10 protein-coding genes are annotated in these 13,302 nt (G+C 43.5%); all 10 read right to left on the bottom strand.

Annotated features, from left to right (window positions below; genetic code table 11):
- Positions 1 to 14: 14 nt before the first annotated feature.
- The 10 genes from rpsG to secE all read right to left on the bottom strand — a co-directional run bounded on the left by rpsG (position 15) and on the right by secE (position 13,269).
- Positions 15 to 485, bottom strand: a complete 471-nt coding sequence (gene rpsG, locus B1F84_RS01290) for a 30S ribosomal protein S7 (protein WP_010392135.1) — start codon at positions 483 to 485, stop codon at positions 15 to 17.
- Between the two features lie 97 nt (positions 486 to 582).
- Positions 583 to 957 carry a 30S ribosomal protein S12 gene (gene rpsL, locus B1F84_RS01285; RefSeq protein WP_002958885.1) on the bottom strand — a complete coding sequence of 125 codons (375 nt, stop codon included), beginning with the start codon at positions 955 to 957 and terminating at the stop codon, positions 583 to 585.
- A 194-nt stretch (positions 958 to 1,151) separates the two neighbouring features.
- On the bottom strand, positions 1,152 to 5,324 hold the full coding sequence (gene rpoC / locus B1F84_RS01280; protein ID WP_008108469.1) for a DNA-directed RNA polymerase subunit beta': 4,173 nt from the start codon (positions 5,322 to 5,324) through the stop codon (positions 1,152 to 1,154).
- Positions 5,325 to 5,428: 104 nt separating this feature from the next.
- Positions 5,429 to 9,454, bottom strand: a complete 4,026-nt coding sequence (gene rpoB, locus B1F84_RS01275) for a DNA-directed RNA polymerase subunit beta (RefSeq protein WP_008468836.1) — start codon at positions 9,452 to 9,454, stop codon at positions 5,429 to 5,431.
- 268 nt (positions 9,455 to 9,722) lie between these two features.
- Positions 9,723 to 10,085, bottom strand: coding sequence for a 50S ribosomal protein L7/L12 (gene rplL / locus B1F84_RS01270; RefSeq protein ID WP_008108465.1), 363 nt, complete (start codon positions 10,083 to 10,085; stop codon positions 9,723 to 9,725).
- A 74-nt stretch (positions 10,086 to 10,159) separates the two neighbouring features.
- A complete protein-coding gene (rplJ, locus tag B1F84_RS01265) occupies positions 10,160 to 10,654 on the bottom strand; it encodes a 50S ribosomal protein L10 (RefSeq protein ID WP_008108464.1) in 495 nt (164 codons plus the stop codon).
- A gap of 320 nt (positions 10,655 to 10,974) precedes the next feature.
- Positions 10,975 to 11,679: a 50S ribosomal protein L1 gene (gene rplA / locus B1F84_RS01260; protein WP_010392122.1), complete on the bottom strand. Its 705-nt coding sequence runs from the start codon at positions 11,677 to 11,679 to the stop codon at positions 10,975 to 10,977.
- Positions 11,680 to 11,683: 4 nt separating this feature from the next.
- Entirely contained in the window at positions 11,684 to 12,112 is a 429-nt protein-coding gene (rplK, locus tag B1F84_RS01255; protein WP_008108462.1) for a 50S ribosomal protein L11, read from the bottom strand.
- A gap of 217 nt (positions 12,113 to 12,329) precedes the next feature.
- Positions 12,330 to 12,887: a transcription termination/antitermination protein NusG gene (gene nusG / locus B1F84_RS01250; RefSeq protein ID WP_008108460.1), complete on the bottom strand. Its 558-nt coding sequence runs from the start codon at positions 12,885 to 12,887 to the stop codon at positions 12,330 to 12,332.
- 4 nt (positions 12,888 to 12,891) lie between these two features.
- The gene (secE, locus tag B1F84_RS01245) at positions 12,892 to 13,269 is read right to left on the bottom strand and encodes a preprotein translocase subunit SecE (RefSeq protein ID WP_131690339.1); all 378 of its coding nucleotides are present in this window, start codon (positions 13,267 to 13,269) and stop codon (positions 12,892 to 12,894) included.
- Between the last annotated feature and the right edge of the window lie 33 nt (positions 13,270 to 13,302).

Below are 13,302 nucleotides of genomic sequence, written 5' to 3'. Positions count from 1 at the left end.
AGGTTAAGGACAGATTACCAACGGTAATGAGCGAATGCTTTGTTCGCTTCAGCCATACGGTGAACGTCTTCACGTTTCTTAACCGCAGTGCCTTTGTTATCAGCAGCGTCAACGATTTCTTGAGCTAAACGTAAGCCCATAGATTTTTCGCCACGCTTACGTGCAGCGTCTACTAACCAACGCATACCTAATGCGTTGCGACGTACTGGACGTACTTCAACTGGTACTTGATAAGTTGAACCACCAACACGGCGAGATTTAACCTCTACCTGTGGGCGGATGTTATCAAGTGCAGTTTCAAAGATTTCTAGGTGCGACTTGCCTGATTTCTCAGCAGCCACGTCTAGCGCACCATAAACGATTTTTTCAGCAGTAGATTTCTTGCCGTCTAACATTACGATGTTAACGAATTTAGCAAGAAGTTCCGATCCGAACTTAGGATCTGGAAGAATTTTACGTTGACCTATTACGCGTCTTCTAGGCATTTTGTATCTCCGGTTTATTCAGGTTTGTCCTTTTGGAACAATCACCCAAAACAATAATTAATAATATTTAGTGCTTGGCCTTACTAACGGAAAACAATTAGCCTTTAGGGCGTTTTGCACCGTATTTAGAACGAGCTTGACGACGGTCGCTAACGCCTGCACAGTCAAGTGCACCACGTACAGTGTGAAAACGCACACCTGGTAAATCTTTAACACGACCACCACGGATTAGGATTACACTGTGCTCTTGAAGGTTATGACCTTCACCACCGATGTATGAAGTTACTTCGAAACCGTTAGTTAAACGTACACGAGCTACTTTACGTAACGCCGAGTTTGGTTTCTTAGGTGTAGTTGTATATACGCGAGTACATACACCACGCTTTTGCGGACACGCTTTAAGCGCAGCTGAGTTACTTTTAGTAACCTTGCTACGACGTGGCTTACGCACTAGCTGGTTAATAGTTGCCATTTAAATAGCTCCTGAAATTAAAATTACTACTGAAAAAAATAAAAAATCCGCCCTTGTTTTACCAGCATGTTTTAAACGTGCAAGTAAATGGGTGGCGGAATTTTAATGAGCAAAGATTGACCTGTCAACCTAAACCGCTCGCAAGGCAGCAGATAACTACCTTGCTAAACTCTAATCTATTGATTAGATTCGGTTTATTGATTTCCAGATAAATCCGCGTTTAAAGCATCAGTTAGTGCTTGAGTTGCCTCTTCTGCACTTACCGTTTGCTCTTCAACAACGTCTTTTTGCTTACGACGAGCCATACGCTCTTGATGATACGCAAAACCGGTACCGGCTGGGATCAATCGACCCACAATTACGTTTTCTTTCAGACCGCGTAGTTCATCGCTCTTACCATTTACAGCGGCTTCTGTTAGGACACGAGTTGTCTCCTGGAACGAGGCTGCTGAGATGAAAGATTCTGTCGCTAGTGATGCTTTTGTGATACCCATTAACTGGATTTCAAACTTAGCTGGGATCTTACCTTGAGCTTCAAGGTCGCGGTTTGCGATATTAACGCGTGCCACTTCAATTTGCTCACCGGCTAAGAACTCAGTATCACCACCGTCTAGAATGATACATTTACGTAGCATTTGACGAATAATAGTTTCAATGTGCTTATCATTGATCTTAACGCCTTGCAAACGGTAAACCTCTTGCACTTCGTTAACAATGTAGTTAGCAACATGAGTCACACCACGTAGGCGTAAGATGTCATGCGGTGATTCTGGACCATCGGCGATAACTTCACCTTTAGACACTTGCTCACCTTCAAACACGTTAAGTTGACGCCACTTAGGGATCATTTCTTCGTAATGATCGCCTTCAGCTGGTGTAATAACTAGACGTTTCTTACCTTTAGTCTCTTTACCGAAGCTAATCGTACCGGTGATTTCAGCTAAAATAGCTGGATCTTTCGGCTTACGCGCTTCAAATAAGTCGGCTACGCGTGGTAGACCACCCGTGATATCACGAGTTTTCGAACCTTCTTGCGGAATACGTGCTAACACGTCACCTGGGTTTGCAGTCGCGCCGTCAGTTACTTCAATCGTGGTGAATGAAGGAAGACGCGTTTCTTGCAAGCCACGCTCATCACTTTCAATGATAAGTTTCGGCTCTTTCGCATTCGCTTTAGCAAGATCTTTAACAACTACACGGGTTAAACCGGTTAGTTCATCAGTCTGTGCTTCAGTGTTTGAATCATCGATATCGCTGAACGATACTTTTGACTTATGCTCAAGAACGATTGGGTGACTATGCGGGTCCCAAGTAGCAACGATGTCGTTACCTTGAACTTCTGCATTGTCTTGCACTGTTAATACCGCACCGTAAGGTACTTTATAACGTTCTTTCTCACGACCATAGCTATCAATGATAGTGATCTCGGTAGAACGTGAGGTAATAACAATCTTACCGTCTGTATTTAATACATATTTAGCGTTGTGAAGTTTTAATGTACCGTTCGTTTTAACTTGTACATTATTTTCAGCAGACGCTCTTGATGCCGCACCACCGATGTGGAAGGTACGCATCGTAAGCTGTGTACCCGGCTCACCGATTGACTGTGCCGCGATAACACCTACTGATTCACCCGCGTTGATGATATGACCACGTGCAAGGTCACGACCATAACACTTAGCACAAACACCAAAGTCGTTATCACAGGTGATAACTGAACGTACACGAACTTCATCTACTGAGTGCTCTTCTAAAAGGTCACACAGTTTTTCGTCAAGCATGATGTTACGCTCTACAAGTACTGTATTAGTACCTGGAATTACAACATCTTCAGCAACAACACGACCTAGTACACGTTCGCGAAGTGCTTCTACAACGTCACCACCTTCAATTAGCGGTTTCATTGTTAAGCCATCTTCTGTGCCACAATCGTCTTCATTGATTACCAAATCTTGTGCAACGTCTACTAGACGACGCGTTAGGTAACCCGAGTTCGCTGTTTTCAGTGCTGTATCGGCAAGACCTTTACGCGCACCGTGCGTTGAGATGAAGTACTGAAGTACGTTTAGACCTTCACGGAAGTTAGCCGTGATTGGCGTCTCGATGATTGAACCATCTGGACGTGCCATTAGACCACGCATACCTGCTAGCTGACGGATCTGAGCAGCACTACCACGAGCACCTGAGTCGGCCATCATAAACACTGAGTTAAATGACGGTTGCTCTACTTCTTCACCTTGGGCATTGATAACCGTGTCTTTTGACAAGTTGGCCATCATTTCACGTGATAAGTTTTCATTTACACGTGACCAGATATCGATAACTTTGTTGTACTTTTCACCAGCCGTTACAAGACCTGATTGGAACTGTTGGTTGATTTCAGTTACTTCAGCTTCAGCTGATTCAATGATTGATGCTTTAACTGGTGGGATAACTAAGTCATCGATACCAATTGAAACACCTGACTTCATTGCATAGTGGAAACCGGTGTACATGATTTGGTCAGCAAACATAACGGTGTCTTTTAGACCAAGACGACGGTAACACTCATTAATTAAGCCAGAAATCTGCTTTTTACCTAGGGCTTGGTTGATTGACTCATACGGCATCCCTTTTGGTAAAATTAGAGACAGAATCGCACGACCAACAGTAGTATCAATCACGGTTACAGTGTCTTCAACAACACCTTCTTCGTTTTTAACTGATTGGCTAATACGTACTTTCACTATCGCGTGAAGGTCGGCATTACCACTACGGTATGCTTTTTCTGCTTCTTTTGGATCTTTAAATACGGCGCCTTCGCCTTTGGCGTTAATGCGGTCACGCGTCATGTAATAAAGACCTAATACAACGTCCTGTGAAGGAACGATGATTGGCTCACCATTAGCAGGCGATAAGATGTTGTTTGTCGACATCATTAACGCACGAGCTTCTAGCTGCGCTTCAATTGTTAGCGGTACGTGTACCGCCATTTGGTCACCATCGAAATCGGCGTTGTAGGCCGCACATACTAATGGGTGCAAATGAATCGCTTTACCTTCGATAAGCACAGGTTCAAACGCTTGGATACCCAAACGGTGAAGTGTTGGTGCACGGTTAAGTAATACTGGATGTTCACGAATTACTTCGTCTAGTACATCCCATACTTCCGCTACTTCACGCTCAACCATCTTTTTAGCTGCTTTGATTGTCGTAGCCATGCCGCGACGTTCTAATTTGCCATAGATGAATGGTTTGAAAAGCTCTAATGCCATCTTCTTAGGAAGACCACACTGATGAAGCTTAAGTGTAGGACCAACCGTAATTACAGAACGGCCAGAGTAATCTACACGCTTACCAAGTAAGTTCTGACGGAAACGACCTTGCTTACCTTTGATCATATCAGCAAGCGATTTAAGTGGACGTTTGTTAGAACCTGTAATTGCACGACCACGACGACCGTTATCAAGTAGCGCATCTACCGCTTCTTGTAACATACGTTTTTCGTTGCGTACGATAATATCTGGTGCAGCTAAATCTAGTAGACGCTTAAGACGGTTATTACGGTTAATAACACGACGGTAAAGGTCATTTAGATCAGATGTCGCAAAACGACCACCGTCTAGTGGTACTAATGGACGTAAGTCAGGTGGCAATACTGGAAGTACTGTCATTATCATCCACTCAGGGTTATTACCTGATTGGTGGAACGATTCCATTAACTTAAGACGTTTAGTGATCTTTTTACGCTTAGTTTCAGAGTTAATTGTTGGTAACTCTTCACGCATTTCTGCAATTAATTGAGCAAGATCGAGTTCACGCAGTAAGTCTAATACTGCTTCAGCACCCATCTTCGCTTCAAACTCATCGCCGTGCTCTTCAAGTGCATCTAGGTATTCTTCTTCACCTAATAGTTGACCACGCTCAAGCGTTGTCATACCAGGTTCAGTTACTACGAATGATTCGAAGTAAAGAACACGTTCAATATCACGAAGCGTCATATCAAGCATTAAGCCGATACGTGACGGTAATGATTTTAAAAACCATATATGCGCAACTGGACTTGCCAGTTCTATATGACCCATACGGTCACGACGCACTTTAGTGAGTGTTACTTCAACGCCACACTTTTCACAGATCACACCACGGTGTTTAAGGCGTTTATATTTACCACATAAACACTCATAATCTTTCACTGGGCCGAAAATACGGGCACAGAATAAGCCATCGCGCTCAGGCTTGAAAGTACGGTAGTTAATAGTCTCAGGTTTCTTTACTTCACCGTATGACCATGAACGAACCATGTCTGGTGAAGCAAGACCAATGCGAATTGCATCGAATTCTTCGGTCTTATTTTGTTGCTTCAGAAACTTAAGTAAGTCTTTCACCTTAGCTCTCCTGTCGGAGTTAATCTTGAGGACGGATGTTCTCGTCCCTACATTCTATTCAGCCATAACAGATGCTGCAGCGTTAACTGCAGCATCTAATTGGCTTAATTTTCTTCCAACTCGATGTTGATACCCAGTGAGCGGATTTCTTTCAACAATACGTTGAACGATTCTGGCATACCTGGTTCCATTTTATGGTTACCATCAACGATGTTTTTATACATCTTAGTACGACCGTTCACGTCATCCGATTTCACTGTTAGCATTTCTTGTAGCGTGTAAGCAGCACCGTAAGCTTCAAGTGCCCATACTTCCATCTCACCAAAACGCTGGCCACCGAACTGTGCTTTACCACCCAGCGGCTGCTGAGTAACAAGGCTGTAAGAACCAGTAGAACGCGCGTGCATCTTATCGTCAACCAAGTGGTTAAGTTTAAGCATGTACATGTAACCTACAGTTACTTGACGTTCAAACTGATCGCCAGTACGGCCATCATAAAGTGTAACCTGACCACTTCTAGGGTAGCCGCCTAGCTCTAGCATGTCTTTGATTTCGCTTTCTTTCGCGCCATCAAATGCAGGAGTAGCAATCGGTAAACCACCTTTTAAGTTTTCAGCTAAACGACGAATCTCGTCATCAGAGAAACTAGCAATATCCACAACCTGACGAGATTCACCGATCTCATAAGCTTGTTTGATGAATGCGCGTAGCTCATGAAGCTCGCGTTGCTCTTTCATCATTTCTTCTAAGCGCTCACCAATACCGCGTGCAGCTAGACCCATATGTGTTTCAAGGATCTGACCGATATTCATTCGCGATGGTACACCTAGTGGATTTAGTACGATATCTACCGTACGACCTTTGTCATCGTATGGCATATCTTCTACTGGTACGATAGTCGAGATAACACCTTTGTTACCGTGACGACCCGCCATTTTATCACCTGGTTGGATACGACGTTTAACAGCTAGGTATACTTTAACAATCTTAAGTACGCCTGGTGCTAAGTCATCACCTTGGGTAATTTTACGACGTTTGTTTTCAAACTTCTTATCGTATTCAGCTTTAAGCTCATCGTACTGTGCAGCTAGTTGCTCAAGTTCAGCTTGCTTGTCTTCTTCAGCAAGGCTTTGAGTTAGTAACTTTTCAGCATTCAGTGACGCTAAGTTGTCTTCATCGAAACCAGCTGCCACAAGTAACTTGCGTGCACGGTCTAAAACACCGGCTTCTAGAATACGGAACTCTTCGTTGAAGTCTTTCTTCGCTTCGCGAAGCTGCATGTCTTCAACTTCTAACGCACGTTTATCTTTTTCAACGCCATCACGGGTGAAAACTTGTACGTCGATTACAGTACCAGTTACAGAGTTTGGTACACGTAAAGAGCTATCTTTAACGTCAGACGCTTTCTCACCGAAGATAGCACGTAGTAGCTTTTCTTCAGGAGTTAATTGCGTTTCGCCTTTCGGAGTCACTTTACCTACTAGGATATCGCCGCCTTTAACTTCAGCACCAATATATACAACACCTGATTCATCAAGCTTGCCTAGTGCAGATTCACCCACGTTCGGGATATCTGCTGTGATCTCTTCTGAGCCTAATTTAGTATCACGGGCGATACACTGTAGTTCTTGAATATGAATAGTCGTTAGACGATCTTCTTCAACTACGCGCTCTGATAGTAAGATTGAATCCTCGAAGTTGTAACCGTTCCATGGCATGAATGCCACGCGAAGGTTTTGACCAAGGGCTAAGTCACCTAAGTCAGTCGAAGGACCATCTGCTAACACATCGCCACGAGTAACCGGTTCACCAACCATACAAGTCGGCTTTTGGTTAATACATGTATTTTGGTTAGAACGTGTGTACTTGGTTAAGTTGTAGATGTCGATGCCCGCTTCACCAGGGATGCGTTCTTCTTCATGTACATTAACAACGATGCGACTTGCGTCGGCATACATTACTTCACCACCACGTTTTGCAACAATCGTTACACCAGAATCTTTCGCTAGTGTTAACTCAATACCAGTACCTACTAACGGTTTGTCCGCTTTCAATGTTGGTACTGCTTGACGTTGCATGTTTGAACCCATCAATGCACGGTTAGCATCATCGTGTTCTAGGAACGGGATAAGTGCGGCCGCTACAGAGATCACCTGTTGTGGTGATACATCCATATATTGCTGGTCCATGCGACCCATAAAGGTTGATTCACCTTTGTGACGACATGGAATAAGTTCATCTACAAACTCATTGGTTTCAGTTAAGTTTGAGTTCGCCTGTGCGATAACAAACTGACCTTCTTCAATGGCTGATAGGTAATCAACTTCATCAGTTACTACACCGTCTACCACTTTGCGGTAAGGTGTTTCTAAGAAACCGTAGTCATTGGTACGTGCATACGTAGACAATGAGTTAATTAGACCGATGTTTGGACCCTCAGGAGTCTCGATTGGACATACGCGACCGTAGTGAGTTACGTGAACGTCACGTACTTCAAAGCCAGCGCGTTCACGAGTTAGACCGCCCGGACCTAATGCAGAAATACGACGCTTGTGCGTTACTTCTGATAGCGGGTTATTTTGGTCCATAAACTGTGATAACTGAGACGAGCCGAAGAACTCTTTAACAGCTGCCGAAATAGGCTTAGCGTTAATAAGATCTTGTGGCATGATCGCATCTAGGTCACCTAAGCTTAAACGCTCACGTACAGCACGTTCTACACGTACTAAACCTACACGGAATTGGTTCTCAGCCATTTCGCCAACACTACGTATACGACGGTTGCCTAAGTGGTCTATATCATCAACATCGCCAACACCGTTACGAATAGCAATCAATACTTTCATAACCGCTACGATGTCTTCTTTGCTTAATGTGCCAGGGCCTGTGTCTGAATCGTAACCAACACGGCTATTGAACTTCATACGACCTACTGTTGATAAGTCATAGCGTTCTTCTGAGAAAAATAAGTTCTCAAATAAGGCTTCAGCCGCGTCTTTCGTCGGTGGCTCGCCTGGGCGCATCATGCGATAAATTTCTACTAGTGCTTCTAAACGGTTGCTTGACGAGTCAATGTTCAATGTATTTGACATGTAAGCGCCGCTGTCCACTTCATTGATGTATAACGTATCAATGGTAGTGTGACCGGCTTTAACCAATTCAGCCATCATTTCAAGCGTTAGCTCGTCATTCGCAGTAGCAATGATTTCACCTGTTGATTCATCAACATAGTTCTTCGCTAATACACGGCCGATGATGTACTCATGTGGTACTTCTAATTGCTTAATGCCTTTTTTCTCGATGCTCTTGATGTGACGAGCCGTAACACGACGACCGCTTTCAACAAGGACTTCACCGTCTTCGCTCTTGATATCAAAAGCGGCAGTTTCACCACGTAAACGTGAAGGTACAAGTTCCATGAGAACTTTACCGTCTGCAATTTCAAACGCAGTAGTATCGAAGAAGATATCTAGGATTTCTTCACTCGTGTACTCAAGTGCACGTAGGATGATAGACGCCGGTAATTTACGACGACGGTCAATACGTACATATAAGTTATCTTTTGCATCAAATTCGAAGTCTAACCATGAACCACGGTAAGGAATTACACGTGCGTTATAAAGCACTTTACCTGACGAGTGAGTTTTACCGCGGTCGTTATCAAAGAATACACCAGGGCTACGGTGTAGCTGAGAAACGATAACACGCTCTGTACCATTGATTACAAAAGTACCGGTATCGGTCATGAGCGGAATTTCGCCCATGTAAACTTCTTGCTCTTTAATGTCTTTAACTGTGCCTGGAGCTTCTTTGTCCATTACTACAAGACGCAGTTTCACGCGAAGTGGAGCAGAATAAGTCACACCGCGAATTTGACATTCTTTTACATCGAATACTGGCTCACCAATACGATAACTTACGTATTGAAGCTCAGAATTTCCCGAGTAGCTTTTAATTGGGAACACAGAACGGAAGGCAGCTTCCAAACCATGATCGCCATCAGCGTCCGGGACTAAGAATTTTTTAAACGATTCTAACTGCGTCGACAGTAAGAAAGGTATATCCAAAACTTGTGGACGTTTACCAAAATCCTTACGGATACGTTTCTTTTCAGAATAAGAGTAAGCCATGGGGTTCCTCAGCTTGCTGATCTTTGACCCGACCTGTTCTTGTAAGAACAGACTTAACTGGCATCTATGCCAAGATGTACAACATTAACTGTTGTTCCAACTTAATCCCACCTCAACACTAGCAAACTATAAAGCGTTGAAATTAAAGAATAAATCAGATTTTATTTGCGCTATAAGAATAGTCGCTCTATAGCGCAAAAAGGCCGGTGATTAAATAATCACCAGCCCTTGCCTGATTTCTCAGGCAGCGAACCTAGCAAAAGCTAGATTACTTAACCTCAACTTCAGCACCAGCTTCTGTAAGGTCTTTAGCAAGAGCTTCAGCTTCTTCCTTAGAGATACCTTCTTTAACTGGAGTTGGAGCAGCTTCAACTAGAGCTTTAGCTTCTTTTAAGCCAAGACCAGTTGCGCCACGTACAGCTTTGATTGCCGCAACTTTATTAGCGCCAGCGCCAGTAAGGATTACGTCAAATTCTGTTTTCTCTTCAGCAGCTTCAGCAGCAGGACCTGCTACCATAGCAGCTGCAGCAGTTACGCCGAATTTTTCTTCCATTGCTTCAACTAGAGCAACAACGTCCATTACTGACATTTCAGCAATTGCGTCAAGGATTTGGTCTTTAGTTACAGACATTACAAATTTCCTAATAATTAACGGACTCTAAGGTCCAAATAAATTTACACCGAAAGGGATTAAACAGCTTAAAATTAAGCAGCTTGCTCTTCTTTCTGTACACGTACTGCTTCAATTGTTTTACACAATTTACCAGCAGACGCTTCTTTCATAGCGCTCATTAAGCGTGCAACAGCTTCGTCGTATGTAGGTAGAGTTGCAAGCATAGCTGCATCTACTACATTACCTTCAAAAGCGGCCGTTTTAAGCTCAAATTTCTCATTCTTTTTCGCGAAGTCTGAAAAGATACGCGCAGCAGCACCTGGGTGCTCTGATGAGAAAGCGATTAAGCTTGGACCAACAAATGAATCAGATAGGCATTCAAAGTCTGTTCCTTCAAGAGCACGTTTAGCTAGAGTGTTACGGACAACTTTCATCCAAACACCCGCTTCGCGAGCTTCTTTACGAAGGGCAGTGATTGCACCAACTGTTACACCACGAGAATCTGCAACTACTGCAGATAGAGCACCAGTGGCTGCTTCGTTGACTTCAGCAACAATTGCCTTTTTGCCTTGAAGATTTAAAGCCATGGGTGTTACTCCTGGTTTAATGGGTTACCGTACATCGGCTTCCCTGTTTTACTCTTCCCCACCAATAAAGGTGGAGATGCTTTTTACGGCGAGAGCCAGAAGATTAGGAAAAATCTATCTGGGGATTCACACCGTCTACGTAGGTAATATTAAGGCCGAAGCCGCCTACGGTCTTGGACGGAAGCCCAATTTATCGCGTTGCCCGAAGGCGATTCGAAATTATGGACTTCAACCCGAATTCTTTACTTTGCGATTAACTAAATTAATCAGCAAAATGGCGCAAAATTATAGTACAAATTTCACGCCATGTAAACACTCAATTAAGCAACAACTGTGCTTAAAGTGCCTTGGTCAACAGAAACACCTGCGCCCATTGTTGTAGAGATAGTTACTTTCTTCAAGTAAACACCTTTAGCTTGAGAAGGTTTAGCCTTCTTAAGCGCAACAATTAGAGCTTCAAGGTTTTGTTGTAACTGCTCAGCAGTGAAATCAACCTTACCAATAGTAGTATGGATGATACCATTTTTGTCATTGCGGTAACGCACTTGACCTGCTTTCGCATTTTTAACTGCTTCTGCAACGTTAGGTGTTACAGTACCAGTTTTAGGGTTTGGCATTAGACCACGTGGGCCTAAGATTTGACCTAGTTGACCAACAACACGCATAGCGTCTGGTGATGCAACAACAACGTCAAAATTCATCTCGCCTTTCTTAACTAGGTCAGCAAGATCTTCCATGCCTACTAATTCAGCACCGGCTTCTTTTGCAGCTTCTGCATTAGCGCCTTGAGTGAATACAGCAACACGAACGTCACGACCAGTACCGTTAGGTAGTACAGTCGCACCACGAACGTTTTGATCAGATTTACGAGCATCGATACCAAGGTTAACAGCAACGTCAACACTTTCTACGAATTTAGCTGTTGCTAGTTCTTTTAAAAGAGCAACTGCTTCGTTAATTTCGTAATCTTTAGTTACTTCCACTTTTTCGCGGATAGTACGCATACGTTTAGTTAATTTAGCCATTATCTTAGTCCTCTACGTTCAAGCCCATCGCACGCGCAGAACCTGCGATAGTGCGAACCGCAGCTTCTAAATCAGAAGCTGTAAGGTCTGGTTTCTTTGTCTCAACGATTTCTTCAAGTTGAGCACGAGTTACTGTGCCTACTTTTTCAGTGTTAGGACGGCCTGAACCAGATTTGATACCTGCAGCTTTCTTAAGTAAGTAAGCAGCCGGTGGCGTTTTCATGTCGAACGTAAATGAACGGTCGCCGTAAACAGAGATCACTACAGGAACTGGAGCGCCTTTTTCGATAGATTCTGTACGTGCGTTGAACGCTTTACAGAATTCCATGATGTTTACACCGTGTTGACCTAGTGCTGGACCTACTGGAGGACTAGGGTTAGCCATACCAGCAGCAACTTGTAGCTTGATTAGAGCTTCAACTTTCTTAGCCATTATAAATACCTCATTAGGTGGGTCTTAGCCTTGTGCGCGCGAGGACGCGTACTCTAGCGGCTTCCCAGTTTAAAAATTGGTTTCTCACTTTTTAGTAAACAGCTAAACAAACGTTTTCCCTGAATACAAAAAGGCCGCTGATTATAAGTTAATCAGCGGCCTTTTTCAAGCTTCGTGCCAAAAATTTAAAAGTTTTTAACGCGACGCTTTAAATCAATTACTTATCTTGTTCAACTTGACCAAATTCAAGCTCAACTGGCGTAGAACGACCAAAAATAAGTACAGACACTTTAACGCGGCTCTTTTCGTAGTCAACTTCTTCAACCACACCACTAAAGTCTGCAAATGGACCATCAGTAACACGAACCACTTCACCCGGCTCAAATAATGTTGCTGGTTTAGGCGCTTCTGCGTTCTCTTGTAGACGGTTAAGAATACGATCAGCTTCTTTAGTACTGATAGGCGCAGGACGGTCTGATGTGCCACCAATAAAGCCCATAACACGTTCAGTGCTATTTACTAAGTGCCAGCTTGCATCGTTCATATCCATTTGTACTAGTACGTAACCTGGGAAGAATTTACGCTCAGATTTACGCTTTTGACCAGCACGCATCTCTACGACTTCTTCAGTAGGGACTAATACTTCACCAAAGCTATCTTCTAGACCTTTGATTTTAATGTGCTCTAATAATGTTTGAGCAACACGCTTCTCATAACCTGAGAAAGCCTGTACTACGTACCAACGTAGTTTCTTTTCGTTATTCTCATCCGACATGGGATCAGATCTCCAATCCAGTTAAAAAGCCTACAGCGCGGAATAATATGCCATCTAATCCCCAAAGGATTAATGCCATAATCACTGTTGCAACCATTACGATTAATGTCGTGTGCGTTGTCTCTTGACGCGTTGGCCAAACTACTTTACGTACTTCAATACGTGCTTCTTTTGCAAAAGCTAGAAAGGTACGTCCTTTTTCAGTTACTGCTGCGATGCCTAAACCCGCTGCAACGGCAACAACAACACCAATAGCACGTAATAATACAGACTGTTCTGCATACATATAATTACCAACTACTGCGCCTGCAAGTAGCACAATTGCCACAAGCCACTTTACCGCATCCATCCCACTTGATGGTGTTTCCACATTCGTGCTCATAATATTATTACCTTAACTACAGACACAACAACC

The sequence above is a fragment of the Pseudoalteromonas sp. DL-6 genome (assembly GCF_004328665.1).
Classification (GTDB): domain Bacteria; phylum Pseudomonadota; class Gammaproteobacteria; order Enterobacterales; family Alteromonadaceae; genus Pseudoalteromonas.
This window is presented reverse-complemented; position numbering and strand designations above follow the sequence as displayed.

Excerpts from the sequence above, each read along its gene's own strand:
- secE (WP_131690339.1), bottom strand. The coding sequence starts at position 13,269 with ATGAGCACGAATGTGGAAACACCATCAAGTGGGATGGATGCGGTAAAG.
- rplJ (WP_008108464.1), bottom strand. The coding sequence starts at position 10,654 with ATGGCTTTAAATCTTCAAGGCAAAAAGGCAATTGTTGCTGAAGTCAAC.
- rpsG (WP_010392135.1), bottom strand. The coding sequence starts at position 485 with ATGCCTAGAAGACGCGTAATAGGTCAACGTAAAATTCTTCCAGATCCT.
- rplA (WP_010392122.1), bottom strand. The coding sequence starts at position 11,679 with ATGGCTAAATTAACTAAACGTATGCGTACTATCCGCGAAAAAGTGGAA.
- rplL (WP_008108465.1), bottom strand. The coding sequence starts at position 10,085 with ATGTCTGTAACTAAAGACCAAATCCTTGACGCAATTGCTGAAATGTCA.
- nusG (WP_008108460.1), bottom strand. The coding sequence starts at position 12,887 with ATGTCGGATGAGAATAACGAAAAGAAACTACGTTGGTACGTAGTACAG.
- rpoB (WP_008468836.1), bottom strand. The coding sequence starts at position 9,454 with ATGGCTTACTCTTATTCTGAAAAGAAACGTATCCGTAAGGATTTTGGT.
- rplK (WP_008108462.1), bottom strand. The coding sequence starts at position 12,112 with ATGGCTAAGAAAGTTGAAGCTCTAATCAAGCTACAAGTTGCTGCTGGT.
- rpsL (WP_002958885.1), bottom strand. The coding sequence starts at position 957 with ATGGCAACTATTAACCAGCTAGTGCGTAAGCCACGTCGTAGCAAGGTT.